The sequence below is a fragment of the Streptomyces sp. NBC_00582 genome, from assembly GCF_036345155.1.
Lineage (GTDB): Bacteria > Actinomycetota > Actinomycetes > Streptomycetales > Streptomycetaceae > Streptomyces.
In genome coordinates this window covers 2,724,908-2,742,791 of sequence record NZ_CP107772.1, presented here as the reverse complement: position 1 = coordinate 2,742,791, position 17,884 = coordinate 2,724,908, and the positions used below count along the sequence as shown (strand labels likewise).

At 73.0% G+C, this 17,884-nt stretch carries 17 protein-coding genes; 13 read left to right on the top strand and 4 right to left on the bottom strand.

Going from position 1 to position 17,884, the window contains the following annotated elements; all coding sequences use genetic code 11:
* Positions 1–13 precede the first annotated feature (13 nt).
* From OG852_RS11900 to OG852_RS11890, 3 genes are all read left to right on the top strand, one after another.
* Positions 14–1,516 carry an IucA/IucC family protein gene (locus OG852_RS11900; protein WP_330351435.1) on the top strand — a complete coding sequence of 501 codons (1,503 nt, stop codon included), beginning with the start codon at positions 14–16 and terminating at the stop codon, positions 1,514–1,516.
* A gap of 114 nt (positions 1,517–1,630) precedes the next feature.
* Positions 1,631–2,545 carry a HipA family kinase gene (locus OG852_RS11895; RefSeq protein ID WP_133917086.1) on the top strand — a complete coding sequence of 305 codons (915 nt, stop codon included), beginning with the start codon at positions 1,631–1,633 and terminating at the stop codon, positions 2,543–2,545.
* Positions 2,542–2,823: a SelT/SelW/SelH family protein gene (locus tag OG852_RS11890; RefSeq protein ID WP_133917085.1), complete on the top strand. Its 282-nt coding sequence runs from the start codon at positions 2,542–2,544 to the stop codon at positions 2,821–2,823. The genes OG852_RS11895 and OG852_RS11890 overlap by 4 nt, the downstream gene beginning before the upstream one ends.
* Before the next feature lie 3 nt (positions 2,824–2,826).
* Here OG852_RS11890 and aceB read toward each other — a convergent pair whose 3' ends face one another.
* A complete protein-coding gene (gene aceB, locus OG852_RS11885) occupies positions 2,827–4,452 on the bottom strand; it encodes a malate synthase A (protein WP_133917084.1) in 1,626 nt (541 codons plus the stop codon).
* Positions 4,453–4,545: 93 nt separating this feature from the next.
* A complete protein-coding gene (locus OG852_RS11880) occupies positions 4,546–5,163 on the bottom strand; it encodes a nucleotidyltransferase family protein (protein ID WP_133917083.1) in 618 nt (205 codons plus the stop codon).
* Positions 5,164–5,345: 182 nt separating this feature from the next.
* Between OG852_RS11880 and OG852_RS11875 the strand changes: the two genes are divergently transcribed.
* Positions 5,346–5,660 carry a DUF5955 family protein gene (locus OG852_RS11875; RefSeq protein WP_133917082.1) on the top strand — a complete coding sequence of 105 codons (315 nt, stop codon included), beginning with the start codon at positions 5,346–5,348 and terminating at the stop codon, positions 5,658–5,660.
* A 600-nt stretch (positions 5,661–6,260) separates the two neighbouring features.
* Here the strand turns inward: OG852_RS11875 and OG852_RS11870 are convergent.
* The gene (locus tag OG852_RS11870) at positions 6,261–7,058 is read right to left on the bottom strand and encodes an IclR family transcriptional regulator (protein ID WP_133917081.1); all 798 of its coding nucleotides are present in this window, start codon (positions 7,056–7,058) and stop codon (positions 6,261–6,263) included.
* Positions 7,059–7,324: 266 nt separating this feature from the next.
* Between OG852_RS11870 and allB the strand changes: the two genes are divergently transcribed.
* The 9 genes from allB (at position 7,325) to OG852_RS11825 (ending at position 16,688) form a co-directional block, all read left to right on the top strand.
* Complete coding sequence (gene allB, locus OG852_RS11865) at positions 7,325–8,665, top strand: allantoinase AllB (protein ID WP_330347914.1); 1,341 nt, start codon at positions 7,325–7,327, stop codon at positions 8,663–8,665.
* 37 nt (positions 8,666–8,702) lie between these two features.
* Positions 8,703–9,818 carry an allantoicase gene (gene alc, locus OG852_RS11860; RefSeq protein WP_330347913.1) on the top strand — a complete coding sequence of 372 codons (1,116 nt, stop codon included), beginning with the start codon at positions 8,703–8,705 and terminating at the stop codon, positions 9,816–9,818.
* A 134-nt stretch (positions 9,819–9,952) separates the two neighbouring features.
* Complete coding sequence (locus tag OG852_RS11855) at positions 9,953–10,771, top strand: AIM24 family protein (protein ID WP_208117368.1); 819 nt, start codon at positions 9,953–9,955, stop codon at positions 10,769–10,771.
* Positions 10,772–10,855: 84 nt separating this feature from the next.
* Positions 10,856–11,494: a dihydrofolate reductase family protein gene (locus OG852_RS11850; protein ID WP_330347912.1), complete on the top strand. Its 639-nt coding sequence runs from the start codon at positions 10,856–10,858 to the stop codon at positions 11,492–11,494.
* Between the two features lie 96 nt (positions 11,495–11,590).
* Positions 11,591–11,977, top strand: a complete 387-nt coding sequence (locus OG852_RS11845; RefSeq protein WP_330347911.1) for a ribonuclease domain-containing protein — start codon at positions 11,591–11,593, stop codon at positions 11,975–11,977.
* Between the two features lie 361 nt (positions 11,978–12,338).
* Positions 12,339–13,154 carry an MHYT domain-containing protein gene (locus OG852_RS11840; RefSeq protein ID WP_133917076.1) on the top strand — a complete coding sequence of 272 codons (816 nt, stop codon included), beginning with the start codon at positions 12,339–12,341 and terminating at the stop codon, positions 13,152–13,154.
* Between the two features lie 305 nt (positions 13,155–13,459).
* On the top strand, positions 13,460–14,737 hold the full coding sequence (locus OG852_RS11835; RefSeq protein ID WP_330347910.1) for a sensor histidine kinase: 1,278 nt from the start codon (positions 13,460–13,462) through the stop codon (positions 14,735–14,737).
* Positions 14,738–14,785: 48 nt separating this feature from the next.
* Complete coding sequence (locus OG852_RS11830; protein WP_133917074.1) at positions 14,786–15,457, top strand: response regulator; 672 nt, start codon at positions 14,786–14,788, stop codon at positions 15,455–15,457.
* Between the two features lie 46 nt (positions 15,458–15,503).
* Entirely contained in the window at positions 15,504–16,688 is a 1,185-nt protein-coding gene (locus tag OG852_RS11825) for a cytochrome P450 family protein (protein WP_330347909.1), read from the top strand.
* Between the two features lie 90 nt (positions 16,689–16,778).
* Here the strand turns inward: OG852_RS11825 and OG852_RS11820 are convergent, their stop codons facing one another.
* Positions 16,779–17,783, bottom strand: coding sequence for a Gfo/Idh/MocA family protein (locus OG852_RS11820; protein WP_330347908.1), 1,005 nt, complete (start codon positions 17,781–17,783; stop codon positions 16,779–16,781).
* Positions 17,784–17,884: the final 101 nt, after the last annotated feature.

The following is a 17,884-nucleotide window of genomic DNA, read 5'->3' as shown; positions in this document are numbered from 1 at the left end:
CCGTGAGGAAGCAGTGGATCGCGTGGACCCCATTTTCCGGCTCGCCGGGCGCGCCGACGCCTACGCCCTCGCGCCCCTGCTCAACTGCCTCCTGCGGGAGGTGGCCGAACCGCTGCCCGAGCCCGGGGGGCCGGACGGCACACGGGTGTACCGGCTGCCCGGCACCGGCCGGCTGCTGCGCGTGCGCGGCACCCGCCGCCCCGCCGCGCCCGAGCTGCGCACGGCGGACAGCTGGCAGCCGCTCGGCCACCCCGAACTGGTCAAACTCGTCGCCGAGGAGCTGCGTCGGCACACCGGCCTGTCCAACCACGAGCTGCCCGGGGAGATGATCGACAGCCGGGACGCCGTCGCCGCGCTGCTCGCCGCACGCGCGCGTGCCACGCCGCCCGCCGACGTCTATCTGCGCTCCGAGCAGTCCCTCGTCACCGGCCACCCCCACCACCCGGCCCCCAAGGCGCGCGGCGGCGGCCCGGTGGCGGGCTGGCTGCCGTACGCCCCGGAGGCGTACGCACGCTTCCCGCTCGCCCTGCTCGCGGTCCGAACGGACCTGGTCGTCGAGGAGGGCGACACCTCCGCCCTCGACGCGCTCGGCGAGGCCCCGCCCGGCTACCGGCTGCTGCCCGCCCACCCCTGGCAGCTCGACCTGATGGCCCCTGAACTGGCCCCCGCGTTCGCCGACGGCCGGCTCCTGCGGCTCGGCACGACCTCCTTCGAGGCCTGGCCGACGGCGGCCGTGCGCACCGTGTACGCGCCCGAGCGCGACCTGTTCCTGAAGTTCAGCCTGGACGTGCGCATCACCAACGACGTGCGCCGGCTGTGGCGCCACGATCTGCTGAAGCTGCGCCGCACCGACACCGCCGTCGCCCGCGCCTTCGCCGCCCTCGACGGCCCGGCGGCCTGGCTGAGCGACCGCGGCTACCGCACCGCGTCCTTCGCCTTCGAGGAACTGGCCGTCCTGGTCCGCGACGGCCTGCGCGGCCCGCTCCCGCCCGGCGCCACCCCGCTGCTCGCCGCAGGCCTCACGGAGGGGTTCGGGGGCAGCCCGCTCGACGCCGTGACGGACCCGGAGGCCTGGTGGGAGGCGTATCTGCGGGCCGTCGTACCGCCCGCGCTCACGGTCTTCGCCGAGCACGGCGTCGTCCTCGAGGCGCACCTGCAGAACACGCTGGTCGCCGTCGACGCGGCCGGTGTGCCGGTGCAGGCGCTGTTCCGCGACGCCGAGGGCGTCAAGCTCCTCACCGACGTGGAGCGGGCGGCCGGCTGGGAACGGCTGGTGTACTGCCTGGTCGTCAACCACCTCGTCGAGATCGCCGCCGTCCTCGTCGAGCGCCACCCCGGCCTCGACCCGTGGCCCGCCGCCCGCCGCGAGCTGACCCGCCACGGCCTGCCCGAGGCCGACGCCCTGCTCACCGCGCCCACCCTGCCCGCCAAGACGAACCTGCTGCTGCGCTGGACCGGCGCGGACGGCGCCGACGCCCGCTACCTCCCGCTCCCGAACCCGCTGGCCTGTACATGATCTGAACTGGTGCCGCGGCAGGCAACGTTTGCCCGTCGAGGAGCGGCGTCGTGAGGGCGTGCCGGGCGTCGCGACGGGGCAAACGTTGCCTGCCGGGGCACTAGGGTGGCCTGTGTGCTGCGCGAAGTGACTGCCGTTCGATACGTGACCCCCCTGCGGTCCGGCGGCTCCGTCCCCGGAGTCGTCGAGGCCGACGACCTGGGCACCTACGTCGTGAAGTTCACCGCCTCCGCGCAGGGCCGCAAGGCGCTGGTCGCCGAGGTGATCGTGGGCGAGCTGGCGCGGGCGCTGGGGCTGCGCTTCCCCGAGCTGGTCCTGGTGCACTTCGACCCGGCGATCGCCGACGACGAGCCCCACCAGGAGGTGCGCGACCTGCACCACGCGAGCGCGGGCCTCAACCTCGGCATGGACTTCCTGCCGGGCGCGAAGGACTTCACCCCCGAGGTGGCGAAAGCCTTCCCCGTGGATCCGGGAGAGGCCGGGAAGGTCGTCTGGCTGGACGCCCTCACGGTGAACGTGGACCGTACGGTCCACAGCTCCAACCTGATGGTCTGGCCCACCCTCGGCACGGTGCCGCCGCGCCTGTGGCTGATCGACCACGGCGCCGCCCTCGTCTTCCACCACCGCTGGGACGCCTCCGACCCCGCGAAGGCCTACGACTTCCGCCACCACGCCCTCGGGCACTACGGCCCCGACGTGCGCGCCGCCGACGCGGAGCTCGCGCCGAGGGTGACCAGGGAGCTGCTGCGGGACATCGTGGCCGAGGTCCCGGACGCCTGGCTGTACGGCGAGGAGGGTTTCGCGACGCCGGACGACATCAGGACGGCGTACGTGGACTACCTCCACGCCCGCGTGCGGGCCTCCGCTGCCTGGCTCCCCACCGACTTCCCCTCACGGGAGGAACTCGCCGCCGAGGAGGCCCTCCGGGCGGCACGTACCCAGCAGGGCCGTCCGGGCTGGCTCAAGCGGGTCCCGGACCTGCACGGCAAGCCGGCGGCGGAACAGGATTGGTCGGTGCACCTCGGATGAGCGACGTCCGCCGCGTGGAGATCGAGTACTGCACCCGGTGCCGCTGGCTGCCGCGCGCGGCCTGGCTGGCGCAGGAGCTGCTGACGACGTTCGAGGCCGAGCTCACGGAGCTGGCGCTGAAGCCCGGCACCGGCGGGGTGTTCGTGGTGCGGGTGAACGACGAGGTCGTGTGGGACCGCCGTGAGCAGGGCTTCCCGGAGCCGACGGCGGTCAAGCGGCTCGTCCGCGACCGAGTGGCCCCGGGGAAGTCCCTGGGCCACTCGGACGGGCCGCAGTGAGCGTCAGCCCCTGAGCCGCCGGTACGCGGGCAGGGTGAGGAAGTCGACGTAGGTTTCGTCGAGGGCGACCTCCAGGAACAGGTCGTGGGCCTGCTGCCAGTGACCGGCGGCGAAGGCCTCCTCGCCCAGCTCGGCGCGGAGGGTGTCGAGGTCCTCGGCGGCGACCTTGCGGGCCAGCTCGGGGGTGGCCTTCTCACCGTTCTCGAACTCCACGCCCGCGTTGATCCACTGCCAGACCTGCGAGCGGGAGATCTCGGCGGTGGCCGCGTCCTCCATGAGGTTGAAGATGGCGACCGCGCCCAGACCGCGCAGCCAGGCCTCGATGTACCGGATGCCCACCTGCACGGCGTTGACCAGACCCGGGTACGTGGGCCGTGCGTCCAGCGAGTCGACCGCGATCAGCTCGGCGGCCTCGACGTGGACGTCCTCGCGGAGGCGGTCCTTCTGGTTCGGCCGGTCGCCGAGGACCTTGTCGAAGGACTCCATGGCGATCGGGACCAGGTCGGGGTGGGCGACCCAGGAGCCGTCGAAGCCGTCGCCGGCCTCCCGGTCCTTGTCGGCGCGGACCTTCTCGAAGGCCACCTTGTTGACCTCCGGGTCCCGGCGGGACGGGATGAAGGCCGCCATGCCGCCGATGGCGTGCGCGCCGCGCTTGTGGCAGGTGCGCACGAGGAGTTCGGTGTACGCGCGCATGAACGGGGCCGTCATCGTGACCGCGTTGCGGTCCGGGAGGACGAACTTCGGCCCGCCGTCACGGAAGTTCTTCACGATGGAGAACAGATAGTCCCAGCGGCCCGCGTTCAACCCCGAGGCGTGGTCGCGGAGTTCGTAGAGGATCTCCTCCATCTCGTACGCGGCCGTGATCGTCTCGATCAGGACGGTGGCGCGGACGGTGCCCTGCGGGATGCCGAGGTGGTCCTGCGCGAAGACGAACACCTCGTTCCACAGGCGGGCTTCCAGGTGCGACTCCGTCTTCGGGAGGTAGAAGTAGGGGCCCTTGCCGAGGTCGAGCAGCCGCTGCGCGTTGTGGAAGAAGTACAGGCCGAAGTCGACGAGGGCGCCGGGGACCGGGGTGCCGTCCGCGTCGACCAGGTGGCGCTCGTCGAGGTGCCAGCCGCGCGGGCGCATGACGACCGTCGCGAGCTCCTCGTTCGGCCGCAGGGCGTACGACTTTCCGCTCGCCGGGTCCGTGAAGTCGATGGCACGGGTGTAGGCGTCGGCCATGTTGACCTGGCCCAGGATCACGTTCTCCCAGGTGGGCGCCGAGGCGTCCTCGAAGTCCGCGAGCCAGATCCGGGCACCCGAGTTGAGGGCGTTGATGGTCATCTTGCGGTCGGTGGGGCCGGTGATCTCGACCCGGCGGTCCTCCAGGGCGGGGGGACAGGGGGCCACCCGCCAGGAGTCGTCGGCGCGGATCGCGGCGGTCTCCGGCAGGAAGTCGAGCGTGGAGGTGCGGGCGATCTCGGCGCGGCGTTCCGCGCGCCGGGCGAGGAGTTCGCCGCGGCGCGGGGTGAACCGCCGGTGCAGCTCGGCCACGAAGGCGAGCGCGGCCTCGGTGAGGACCTCCTCCTGGCGCGGCAGGGGCTCGGCGTCGACGATGGCCAGCGGGGACGGCGCTGGTGCGGACATGAGCGGTCACTTCCTTCAGCGAGCGTGGCACCGGGTGCCCTGGTGAAAGTGGATACTAGTTTCCTCATCGTGGAAGTTCAATGGATGTGGATGTCAGGGCGCCTCCGGGCCGGGGCGGAGCAGGGCGAGATCCTCGGGTGTGTCGATGTCGTACGGGAGGGCCGCGTCCCCGCACTCGACAAGGATCAGGTCGGCCGCGTGCGCCTTCAGATAGGCGCGCGCCCCCTGGTCGCCTCGCGCGCCGTGTGCCACGCCCGCCCAGTGGGCCGCCCCGAACAGCACGGGATGGCCGCGCACCCCGTCGTAGGCCGCGGCCGCCAGGGATCTCTCGCCCGTGTACGCGGTGAGCACCCGGGCCGCCGCCTGCGGTCCGATGCCCGGCTGGTCGACGAGCGACACCAGCGCCGCCCGCGCCCCCGTCCCGGCCAGCGAGTCCAGCCCGGCCCGCAGCGAGGAGCCCATGCCCTCCTCCCACTCCGGGTTCTCCACGAGCACGCACCCCTCCAGTCGCGCCCGCTCCCGTACGGCCTGGGCGGCGGCCCCCAGCACCACGTGCACGCGCGCGCAGCCGGCCGCCCGCAGCACCCCCGCCGCATGCTCCACCAACGGCCGTCCCCGGTACGTCAGCAGCGCCTTCGGGCGCCCCCCGAGCCGCCGCCCGCCCCCGGCCGCGAGCAGCAGGCCGGCGACCTCGTCCACGTCGTACGTCATGGATCCTGCATACCGCACACCGGTGACACCCGGCGGATCACGCTGCGCAGCAAGTCGGTGACGCAGCGGACTGGCGCCCGCGGCCCGAGGTGGCGTTAACTGGGCGCCCGCACCGTCCGGGGTCCGACCGACACCCGGCGCGGGAACATGCACGCGCACAACGGGGTGCGAGGGGGAGGACTGTGTTGCGGAGCGTGGAGCAGAGGCCTGTGACCGGCAGCGACAAGGACCCGCGGGTGGTGGAGCTGCGCTCCGCCGTGTCCCGGCTGCGCCGGGAACTCGCCGCACACCCCGCGGAGTTCCCGGACCGGGACATCGCGGAGGAGGAACTCGCCGCCCTCGACGCCATGGCATCGGGCGGCGCCCCCGAGATACCGCACCTGCGCCGCTCCCTGCTCCTCATCGCCGGAGCCATCGGCTCGGTCAGCGCCCTCGCCCGCGGCCTCAGCGAGGTGCGGGACGCGGTCAACCGGTTCGGCGAGCCGCCACGCCGCTGAGGCGCCCTGGACGTCGGGGGCGCCGCGCGCCGTAGACCGGCCGAAGACCTGCGGGGCGCGTTTCCGCGGTGGGGTCGGCCCGGTCGAGGCCTTCGGGGTGCGCTTCCGCCGTAGGGCCGACCGGCGGAAGGACCTTTGGGGCGCGTTTCCGCGGTGGCGCCGACCGGCCGATCGAAGGCTTTCGGGGCGCGCTTCCGCCGTAGCGCCGCCAGCCTAAAACCTTTGGGGCGCGTTTCCGCGAGGGCGCCGACCGGCCGATCGAAGGCTTTCGGGGCGCGCTTCCGCCGTAGGGCCGCCAGCGCAGGACCTTTGGGGCACGTTTCCGCGGTGGCGCCGACCGGTCGAAGGCCTTCGTGGGCGCTTCCGCCTCGGGGCGCGCTTCCGCCTAGCGCCGACCGGCCGGGAACCCCGAGGTGCGCTCCCGGACGCAGGGCCGGCGGGCCGTCCCGTCCCGGATCCCTCGCCGCCACCCCCTGGGCCGCTCGGCCACTGCGCCGCGGAGCCGTCTGAGGGCCGCCGCCCCGAGGCCGCGGAGCCGGTCTGCGGACCGCCGAGCCCGAGGCCGCTCGCTGGACCGCCGAGCCCGAGGCCGCTCGTTCGCTAGAGCGCCGAGCCCGAGTTCGCCAGGGCCTGGGCCAGTTCGGCCGCCACCTGCTGCAGCACCGGCACGATCCGTTCCGTGGCGGCCTCCGTGACGCGCCCCGCGGGGCCGGAGATGGAGATGGCCGCCGCGGTGGGGGAGTCGGGGACCGACACCGCGAGGCAGCGCACACCGATCTCCTGCTCGTTGTCGTCGACGGCGTAGCCCGCGCGCCGCACGTCCGCCAGCGCCGCGAGGAAACCCTCCGGCGTGGTGATCGTCTTCTCGGTGGCGGCCGGCATGCCCGTACGGGCGAGCAGGGCACGCACCTCGGGGTCCGGGAACCCCGCGAGCAGTGCCTTGCCCACCCCCGTGGAGTGCGGCAGCACCCGGCGCCCCACCTCGGTGAACATCCGCATCGAGTGCTTCGACGGCACCTGCGCCACATAGACGATCTCGTCCCCGTCGAGCAGCGCCATGTTCGCCGTCTCACCGGTCTCCTCGACCAGCCGCGCCAGATACGGCCGGGCCCAGGTGCCGAGCAGCCGGGACGCCGACTCGCCGAGCCGGATCAGCCGCGGGCCGAGCGCGTAGCGGCGGTTGGGCTGCTGACGGACGTACCCGCAGACGACCAGGGTGCGCATCAGCCGGTGGATGGTGGGCAGCGGCAGCCCGCTGCTCGCGGACAGCTCGCTCAGCCCGACCTCGCCGCCCGCGTCCGCCATCCGCTCCAGCAGGTCGAAGGCGCGCTCGAGGGACTGGACCCCTCCGCCGGCGGACCGGGCGGAGTCGGAGGTGCGGGCGCTCGACGTCGGCACGGCGCGTTCCTTTCGACACTGGCGGAAAGAGCTCTGGCGGGAAGAGCTGAAGCCTACCCGGCGGTCGGTTGACTCCTCGGTGGCGCGTCGCTACGTTCTGCTTGCTGGAATGTTATTTCCACTTCATGAAAACATCCAGAGTGGCGACGGTGGGGGCACTCTGAAAGGGGGCGCCCTTGACGGCGCGCGAGCCCGGGAGGAAGACTCCTTCAACAGAACGTTGAATTCCGTTACGCGGAAGTAAACGGCGGCAGAGAGGGGTCAGGGTGTCCGACGCTCAACTGGTGCTGCGCTCGACGCGCGTCATCACTCCCGAAGGGACGCGCGCCGCCTCGGTGGCCGTGTCCGACGGGACGATCACCGCCGTCCTGCCGTACGACGCCGAAGTCCCCGCCGGGGCCCGGGTGGAGGACCTCGGGGACGACGTCCTGCTGCCCGGCCTGGTCGACACACATGTGCACGTCAACGACCCCGGCCGCACCCACTGGGAGGGCTTCTGGACCGCCACGCGCGCGGCGGCGGCCGGCGGCATCACCACCCTCGTCGACATGCCCCTGAACTCCCTCCCGCCCACCACGACCGTCGACCACCTGCGCGTCAAGCGGGAGGTCGCCGCCGACAAGGCGCACATCGACGTCGGCTTCTGGGGCGGCGCCCTGCCCGACAACGTCAAGGACCTCCGCCCGCTGCACGACGCCGGCGTCTTCGGCTTCAAGGCGTTCCTGTCGCCCTCCGGCGTCGACGAGTTCCCGCACCTGGCCCAGGACGCGCTGACCCGCTCGCTGACGGAGATCGCCGGCTTCGACGGCCTGCTCATCGTCCACGCCGAGGACCCGCACCACCTCGACGCCGCCCCGCAGCGCGGCGGCCCCCGCTACGCCGACTTCCTGGCCAGCCGCCCCCGCGCCGCCGAGGACACGGCCGTCGCCGCGCTGATCGAGCGGGCGAAACGCCTCCACGCGCGCGTGCACGTGCTGCACCTGTCCTCCAGCGACGCGCTGCCGCTGATCGCGGCCGCCAAGGCGGAGGGGGTCCGCATCACGGCCGAGACCTGCCCCCACTACCTCACCCTCACCGCCGAGGAGGTCCCGGACGGCGCCAGCGAGTTCAAGTGCTGCCCGCCCATCCGCGAGGCCGCCAACCAGGACCTGCTCTGGCAGGCCCTCGCCGACGGCACCCTCGACTGCGTCGTCACGGACCACTCCCCGTCGACGGCCGACCTGAAGACCGAGGACTTCGCGACGGCCTGGGGCGGCATCTCCGGCCTTCAGCTCAGCCTCGCGGCGGTCTGGACCGAGGCCCGCCGACGCGGGCACGGCCTGGAGGACGTGGTCCGCTGGATGGCGGTGAACACCGCGCGGCTCGTGGGCCTGGACGCCCGCAAGGGGGCCATCGAGGCGGGCAAGGACGCCGACTTCGCCGTCCTCGCCCCCGACGCCGCCTTCACCGTCGACCCCGCGTCGCTCCAGCACCGCAACCGGGTCACCGCGTACGCCGGCCGGACCCTGTACGGCGTCGTCAGGTCCACCTGGCTGCGCGGCGAACGGATCGTCGCGGACGGCGAATTCACCGCACCGAAGGGCGCCCTGCTCACCCGCCCCCACTGAACCCACCCGCACCGGCCGATCCCGAAAGGCACACCCCGTGGCAGCGATACCGACGTTCACCGGCGACGCGAACCCCTACGGCGGCGGCGACCCGTACGCGGACTACCGCACCGCCGACCTCCCCTTCACCCACCTCGCCGATCTCGCCGACCGGCGGCTCGGCGCCGCCGTCATCGCCGCCAACGACGAGTTCTTCGCCGAGCGGGAGAACCTGCTGCTGCCCCACCGCGCCGAGTTCGACCCCGAGCGCTTCGGCCACAAGGGCAAGATCATGGACGGCTGGGAGACCCGCCGCCGCCGGGGCGCCGGTGCCGACCACCCCTGGCCCACGGCCGGGGACCACGACTGGGCCCTGGTCCGCCTCGGCGCCCCCGGGGTGATCCGCGGGATCGTCGTCGACACCGCCCACTTCCGCGGCAACTACCCGCAGGCGGTCTCGGTCGAGGGCACGTCCGTCCCCGGCACCCCCTCCCCGGAGGACCTCCTCGGCGACGACGTGAAGTGGACGACCCTCGTCCCGCGCACCCCCGTGGGCGGCCACGCGGCGAACGGGTTCGCCGTCTCGGTGGAACAGCGCTTCACCCACCTGCGCGTCAACCAGCACCCCGACGGCGGCATCGCCCGCCTCCGGGTCCACGGCGACGTCGTACCGGACCCCGCGTGGCTGGAGCTCCTCGGCACCTTCGACGTGGTCGCCCTGGAGAACGGCGGCCGGGCCGAGGACGCCTCCGACCGCTTCTACTCACCCCCGTCGAACACGATCCGCCCCGGCCGCTCCCGCCGGATGGACGACGGCTGGGAGACCCGCCGCCGACGCGACCGGGGCCACGACTGGATCCGCTACCGCCTGGTCGCCCAGTCCGTGATCCGCGCCGTGGAGATCGACACCGCGTACCTCAAGGGCAACAGCGCCGGCTGGGCCTCGGTCTCGGTGCGGGACGGCGAGGACGGCGAGTGGACCGAGATCCTGCCGCGCACCCGCCTCCAGCCCGACACCAACCACCGCTTCGCCCTCCCGGCCCCGGCCGTCGCCACCCACGCGCGCGTGGACATCCACCCCGACGGCGGAATCTCCCGCCTCCGCCTGCACGGCTCCCTGACGCAAGCGGGGGCGACCACGCTGACCGCCCGCCACCAGGAACTGGGCGGCTGACCTCCACGTATGTCACCCGCCACGTCCGCGCCCTCGCGGACCGGCCGCAGCGCCGTGGCCGCACCAACGGACGCCGACCCCAGATCACACCCGGCGAGCGGAACTCTTCCCTCCACCTCCCGCGTTCTCTCCTTGTGACCCTGAAGCAAGACATCGTCGGCAACGCCATGCAGATGGCGGTCGTCAACCTCGCCCCCGGCCAGACCGTGTACTGCGAAGCCGGAAAGTTCCTGTTCAAGACCACGAACGTGACCATGGAGACCCGTCTGGGCGGCCCCGCGGGCAGCGACGGCCGGCAGACGCAGAGCGGCGCCGGCGGCGGCATGGGCGGCATGCTGCGCCAGGCCATGGGCACCGCCATGCAGGTCGGCCAGCGCGCCCTCGCGGGCGAGTCGCTGGCGTTCCAGTACTTCACCGCCCAGGGCGGCGAGGGCACCGTCGGCTTCGCGGGCGTGCTCCCGGGCGAGATGCGCGCCCTGGAGCTGAACGGCACGCGCGCGTGGTTCGCCGAGAAGGACGCCTTCGTCGCCGCGGAGTCCACCGTCGACTTCGGCATCGCCTTCCAGGGCGGCCGTACCGGCATGAAGGGCGGCGAGGGCTTCGTCCTGGAGAAGTTCACCGGGCACGGCACGGTGATCATCGCCGGGGCGGGGAACTTCATCGACCTGAACCCGGCCGACTTCGGCGGCCGCGTCGAGGTCGACACCGGCTGCGTGGTCGCCTTCGAGGAGGGCATCCAGTACGGCGTCCAGCGCGTCGGCGGACTCAACCGCCAGGGCCTCATGAACGCGGTCTTCGGCGGCGAGGGCCTCTCCCTGGCCACCCTGGAGGGCAACGGCCGGGTCATCCTGCAGTCCCTCACCATCGAGAGCCTCGCCAACGCCCTGAAGAAGGCGCAGGGCGGCGACAAGCAGGGGCCGACGGGCGGACTGTTCTCGACGAACGTGGGCTGAGTCCGGGCGCACCGATGAGTTGCGGGTGCCGGCGGGGTCTGAGGTGATGACAACAGACCCCCCGCGAGAAAGCAGGCACCCGCCATGGGCAAGCTGGTCTCCACCATCTTCGTCACCCTCGACGGCGTCTACCAGGCCCCCGGCGGGCCCGAGGAGGACACCCGGGACGGCTTCGAGCACGGCGGCTGGAGCTTCCCGTACGGCGACGACGACTTCGGCGCGTTCATCAACGAGGTCTTCGGCGGCGTCGGGGCGTTCCTCCTCGGCCGGCGCACCTACGACATCTTCGCCTCGTTCTGGCCGAAGGTGACCGACCCCGCCGACCCGGTCGCCGGCAAGCTGAACGCCCTGCCGAAGTACGTCCCCTCCTCGACGCTCATCGACCCGGGCTGGGCCGGCACCACGGTCCTCGGCGGCGACCTCGCCAAGGAGGTCACGGCGCTGAAGGAGAACACCGACGGCGAACTCCAGGTGCACGGCAGCGGCGCGCTCGTCCAGTCCCTGCTGGCCCTGGACCTGGTCGACACGCTCCACCTGCTGAGCTTCCCGGTGGTCCTCGGCACCGGCCGCCGCTTCTTCGCCGACGGCGCCGTCCCGACGGCGTTCCGCCGCACCGGCGGGCGGGTCACCGGCGCCGGCGTCTCCATCCAGACGTACGCGTTCGACGGGCGCCCGCGCTACGGGTCGTACGCCCTCCCGGAGGAGGACGGGGCGAACGGCTAGCCGCGGGTTAAATCCCCGAAAACTCAACGGACTTGACGGGAAAATCCTCCGACTTGTCATTGACATGCCATGGTCTACGCGCGTCATCATGAGGGCATGCGATTCCCCCCACGCATCACCCGCCCAGGTGCCTCGGCGGCCCTCCTGTCCGCCCTGCTCGTCGGCGGCACCGTCTCCGCGTCGACGGCGCACGCCGCGGTCGGCAGCGTCTGCTACGGCGATCTGCCGTCCCAGGCGTACGACACGCTCGAACTGATCGAGCAGGGCGGACCGTTCCCGTACGCGCAGGACGGGGCCGTCTTCCAGAACCGGGAAGGCGTCCTGCCGGCCCGGTCCACCGGCTACTACCACGAGTACACGGTCAAGACGCCGGGCTCCTCCACCCGCGGCGCGCGCCGCGTCGTCACCGGCAAGAGGACCGACGAGGACTTCTACACGGCTGACCACTACGCGACGTTCGACCTGATCGACTACGACTGCTGACTCTCCCCCCACGGATCAGCGCGCGTCAGCCCTGAGGAACAGCGCGAGCGCTCCCACCCCGTGCCCCGCGGCCACCCCCCACGCACCCCGGCCGCGGGGCACCGGCATGTCCGCCGGAACTCCCGCTTCCCGCAGGGGGGAAAGAACGCCATTTGTGGCATCCCGTGGCGATGTATCGATTCGGCGAACCGATGCGCAATGTGGAGGACGTGTGTGCTTTGTGTGATTGAATCACGCACAACTCGGCCAGGTGGCTTGATCTGATCGACCGGTTCCCCCGTGTCCTGCATCCCCTGTCAGGACTGCCGGCGCTCGGGTCGAGGCCACCCGGCCGAGTCGCTCCGCACCGGAAGGGATCCCTATGTCCGCCACCGTCTCCAACTTCTACTACGGTGCGGTGACCCCGGTTTCCGCCTATCTGATGGCCTGTCTGGGGGCGGCGCTCGGGCTGCGGTGCACCACCAGATCGCTGCGGCGCCCGCACCGCAGGGCCGCCTGGCTGGCGCTGGGCGCGGTGTCGATCGGCTGCGGCATCTGGACCATGCACTTCATCGCCATGATCGGCTTCAGCGTCCAGGGCGCCCTGGTCGGCTACGACCCGACGAAGACGCTCCTCAGCCTCGTCGTCGCGATCGTCGTCGTCGCCCTCGGCGTGTTCCTGGTCGGCCACCGGGGCGGCTCACCCGTGAACCTGGCCCTCGCCGGCACGGTCACCGGTCTCGGTGTCGCCGCCATGCACTACCTCGGCATGGGCGCCATCCACACCAACGGCACCCTGCACTACGACACGCCGACCGTGGCGCTGTCCGTCGCGATCGCCGTCGCGGCCGCCACGGCGGCCCTGTGGGCGGCGGTCTCCATCCACAAGCTGTGGTCGAGCCTGGGCGCGGCCCTGGTCATGGGCGTGGCCGTGACGGGCATGCACTACACCGGCATGGCCGCGGTCTCCGTCCACCTCACCGGCACCTCCGCCGTCGGCCAGTCGTCCACCAACCTCCTGTCGTTCCTCCTCGTCATGCTCGCCGGCCCCCTCGCGGTCCTGCTGATCGCCGCGGTGATCGTCATGTTCGACCCGGACATGATGCTCGGCGACGACGACTGGGACCACGCGGCGCCCGCGGCCCCGCAGCCGGCCCGGCAGCCGTCCCCTCCGTCGCCGCCGCACACCTCCTGGTAGGGGCGCCGACCCGCGCCCTCAGCCCGACTTCCGGCTCTCCGCGGCGGCGAACAGCGTGAACGCCGGCACCACCACGCGACGCTCATACCGGCGAGCCTCGCCGGGCCGGGCGGCACTGCTGGCCGACCGGGAGGGCGCGACCTTCAGGGACGGTCGGGCGCAGCGGCCGTGCGGCGGGACCCCGCGGACGGAAGGCGCTACGGCGCCGGGACCGCCGCGTCGAAAGTCGACGGGGGTGCGACCTTGGTAGACGGTCCCGCCGGCAGGGAGGTGCCGGCGCCCTCCGCTGCGTAGATTTGTGGGCCATGAGGGGACAGGACGTGGCGGTACGGACACCGGACGCGCTGCACACCGCGCCGGGGCTCGTACGGCGCCGATGGCTGCTGCCGTCCGCGCTGGTCACCGAGCTCGATCCGGACGGGGCGGCGGGGCGGCGGCCCCGGCGCACCGCGCGGGACTGGGCCGTGGACGTCACCTGCTTCCTGCTCGCCGTCGTCGTCGGCCTGCTCGCCGCCGAGAGCCTGGGCGACGACAGGGATCTGCCGCGCGCCCTCGTCGTCACCGACCAGCTGCTGGGCGTGCTGTCGTGCGCCGCGCTGTGGCTGCGCCGCCGCTGGCCGCTCGGCCTCGCCGTGGCGATGATCCCCGTCGGATACCTCTCCGACACGGCGGGCGGCGCCTGCGTGATCGTCCTGTTCACCCTCGCCGTGCACCGCCCCTTCCGGTACGTGGCGTTCGTCGGCGGCGCCAACCTCGCCCTGATACCGCTGTTCTTCTGGCTGCGCCCCGAACCCGACCTCACGTACCCGGCGGCGGTGGTGTCCACCGCGTTCGCCACCGTCGCGGTCATCGGCTGGGGCATGTTCGTACGGTCCAAGCGGCAGCTCATGCTGAGCCTGCGCGACCGGGCCCGGCGCGCCGAGACCGAGGTGCGGCTGCGGGCCGAACAGGCCCAGCGGCTGGCGCGCGAGGCCATCGCGCGCGAGATGCACGACGTGCTCGCCCACCGGCTGACCCTGCTCAGCGTGCACGCCGGAGCGCTGGAGTTCCGCCCGGACGCCCCCCGCGAGGAGATCGCGCGGGCGGCCGGCGTCATCCGGGAGAGCGCCCACGAGGCCCTCCAGGACCTGCGCGAGATCATCGGCGTCCTGCGGGCCGGGGAACCCGACGACGGCGGGCGCCCGCAGCCGACGCTGGCCGCCCTGGACGCCCTGGTGGCCGAGTCCCGCGAGGCCGGCCTGAAGGTCACCCTCGACCAGCGCGTCACCGATCCCGGCGCCGTGCCCGCCTCCGTCGGCCGCACCGCCTACCGCATCACCCAGGAATGCCTCACCAACGTCCGCAAGCACGCCCCGGGCACGGAGGCCGAGGTCGGCGTCGCGGGCGGCCCGGGCGAGGGCCTCACCCTCGTCGTCCGCAACGCCGCGCCCGACGGCGACGTACCGCACGTCCCCGGGTCCGGCCAGGGCCTGATCGGGCTGACCGAACGGGCCACCCTGGCCGGCGGACGACTGGAGCACGGACCCTGTCAGGACGGCGGGTTCGAGGTGCGCGGATGGCTGCCGTGGCCCGGGACGGCCTGATGACACCAGCCCGAACCACGCCTGCCCGAACCGTGGTTGTGTAAGGCCATGACTGCGATCCGACTCCTCCTCGTCGACGACGATCCGCTGGTGCGCGCCGGTCTGTCCCTCATGATGGGCGGCGCCGACGACATCGAGATCGTCGGCGAGGCCGCCGACGGCGGGGAGGCCGAGGCGCTCGTCGACCGTGTCCGGCCCGACGTCGTCCTCATGGACATCCGGATGCCGGCCGTGGACGGCCTGACCGCCACGGAACGGCTGCGCCGCCGTCAGGACGCCCCGCAGGTCGTGGTCCTCACCACCTTCCACGCCGACGAACAGGTGCTGCGCGCCCTGCGCGCGGGCGCCGCCGGTTTCGTCCTCAAGGACACCCCGCCCGCCGAGATCCTCGACGCCGTACGCCGGGTCGCGGGCGGCGACCCCGTGCTCTCGCCCACCGTCACCCGCCAGCTCATGGACCACGCGGCCGGCTCGGCCGCCGACACCCGGCGCACCCGCGCGCGCGAGCGGCTCGCCGCCCTCGGGGAGCGCGAGCGGGAGGTCGCCGTCGCGGTCGGCCGGGGTCTGTCCAACGCCGAGATCGCCGCCGCGCTCTTCATGAGCGTCGCCACCGTCAAGGCCCACGTCTCCCGCATCCTGGCCCGGCTCGGCCTCAACAACCGTGTGCAGATCGCCCTGCTCGCGTACGACGCGGGTCTGCTCGACGAGGACGGGCACTAGGCGCGGCGCCCGCGCGTTGGGAGGGGTGACGGGGAGGGGGAATCCCATGACCACGGTGATCGACCTGGGGGAGTACGGCGACGCGTTCCGGCGGGACCCGCACCCGGTGTACGCGCTGCTGCGTGAGCGCGGCCCGGTGCACCGGGTGCGGCTGCCCGCGCCCGACGCCCACCACGAGACCTGGCTCGTCGTGGGGTACGCGGAGGCACGCGCCGCGTTCGCCGACCCCCGGCTGTCCAAGGACGGCCGCCGCATCGGCGTCACCTTCCTCGACGAGGAACTGATCGGCACGTACCTGCTGACCGCCGACCCGCCGCAGCACACACGGCTGCGCTCGCTGGTCTCCCGCGCCTTCACCGCGCGCCGCGTGGAGGAGATGCGGCCGAGGATCCAGCGGCTCACCGACGACCTGCTCGACGCGATGCTGCCGGCGGGCCGCGCCGACCTGGTGGAGTCCCTCGCCTACCCGCTGCCCATCACGGTCATCTGCGAACTGCTCGGCGTCCCCGAACTCGACCGCGCCGCGTTCCGCAAGCTGTCCACCGAGGCCGTCGCGCCCACCAGCGCGGAGAGCGAGTACGACGCGTTCGTGCGGCTCGCCGAGTACCTCACCGAGCTGATCGAGGACAAGCGGTGCGCGGGCCCCAGCGGGGACCTCCTGAGCGATCTGATCCGCATCACGGCGCAGGACGGCGACCGGCTCTCGCCGGGCGAACTGCGCGGCATGGCGTTCGTCCTGCTCATCGCCGGACACGAGACGACGGTCAACCTCATCACCAACGCCGTCCACGCCCTGCTCAGTCATCCGGACCAACTTGTCGCCCTGCGCGCCGACATGAGTCTCCTGGACGGCGCGGTCGAAGAGGCCCTGCGCTACGAGGGCCCGGTGGAGAACGCCACGTTCCGCTTCGCCGCCGAGCCGTTGGAGATCGCCGGCACGCCGATCGCCGCGGGTGAGCCGGTGATGATCGGTCTCACGGCCGCCGACCGGGACGCGGGGCGGTACCCCGACCCCGACCGTTTCGACATCCGTCGCGACACCCGCGGCCATCTCGCCTTCGGGCACGGCATCCACTACTGCCTGGGCGCCCCGCTGGCGCGCCTCGAAGCGCGCACGGCCCTGCGGTCGCTGCTCGAGCGCACACCCGCCCTGGCCCTCGACGGGCCGCCGGGCGAGTGGCTTCCGGGGCCCTTGATGAGGGGGACGCGGAGTCTGCCGGTGCGGTGGTAGGGGGGCGGGGCGAGTGTGAGGGGTGCGGGTGCGTCGGGGCTGGTCGCGCGGTTCCCCGCACCCCTGGGCCGGGCGGCTGGAACGTGGTTTCTATGCTCCCGGGATCTCTGCCAGGGACACCGGTCTGTGGTCCCGGTGGGAGATGGCGCAGGCCTCCGCGATGCGGAAGGCCTGGAGGGCCTCCCTGCCGTCGCAGGGGTTGGGGCGCTCTCCCCGCAGCACCTCCACGAAGGCGATGAGCTCCGCCTCGTACGCGGGCCCGAAGCGCTCCAGGAAGCCGCCCCAGGGCTTGTCCGCGGCCGGGGGACCGGTCGGTTCGGTGGAGGCGATGGGCGTACGGTCGTCCAGACCGACCACGATCTGGTCGCGCTCCCCGGCCAGCTCCATGCGGACGTCGTAGCCGGCGCCGTTCAGCCGGGTCGTGGTGGCGGTGGCGAGGGTGCCGTCGTCGAGGGTGAGAACGGCCGCCGCCGTGTCGAGGTCCCCCGCGGCCCGGAACATCGCGGGACCCGCGTCGGACCCCGCGGCGTACACCTCCCGCACCTCGCGCCCGGTCACCCAGCGCAGACAGTCGACGTCGTGGATCAGTGCGTCCCGGTAGATCCCGCCGGACACCGGCAGCCACGCGGAGGGCGGCGGCGACTGGTCGGAGGTCAGCGCCCGTACGGTGTGCAGCCGCCCGAGCCGACCGGACCGTACGGCCTCGCGGGCGCCCGTGTAGCCCGCGTCGAAGCGGCGCTGGAACCCCATCTGCAGGACCGTTCCGGCGGCCTCGACCTCGGCGATCGCCTGTAAGGTCCCCGCCAGGTCCAGGGCGATGGGCTTCTCGCAGAACACCGGAAGCCCGGAGCGCGCTGCCCGACCGATCAGTTCGGCGTGCGCCGAGGTGGCCGTGGTGATCACGACCGCGTCCACGCCCCAGCGGAAGATCTCGTCCACCCCGGGGGCGGCCGTCTCACCCAGCCGCAGCGCGAGCTCCTGCGCCCGCGCGGGGTCCGCGTCCGTCAGGATCAGGGATCCGACCTCGCGGTGACGGCTGAGTGTGTTCGCATGAATGGTGCCGATGCGGCCCGTCCCGATGACCCCGATGCGCATGAAAACAAAGTGACGGCGCAGCCCGCACGCTGTCAATCCGTATGTCCGGACAACCGAACTACACAACTTCCCGTCAACAGCGCTCGGGGCTACGCTCGGCG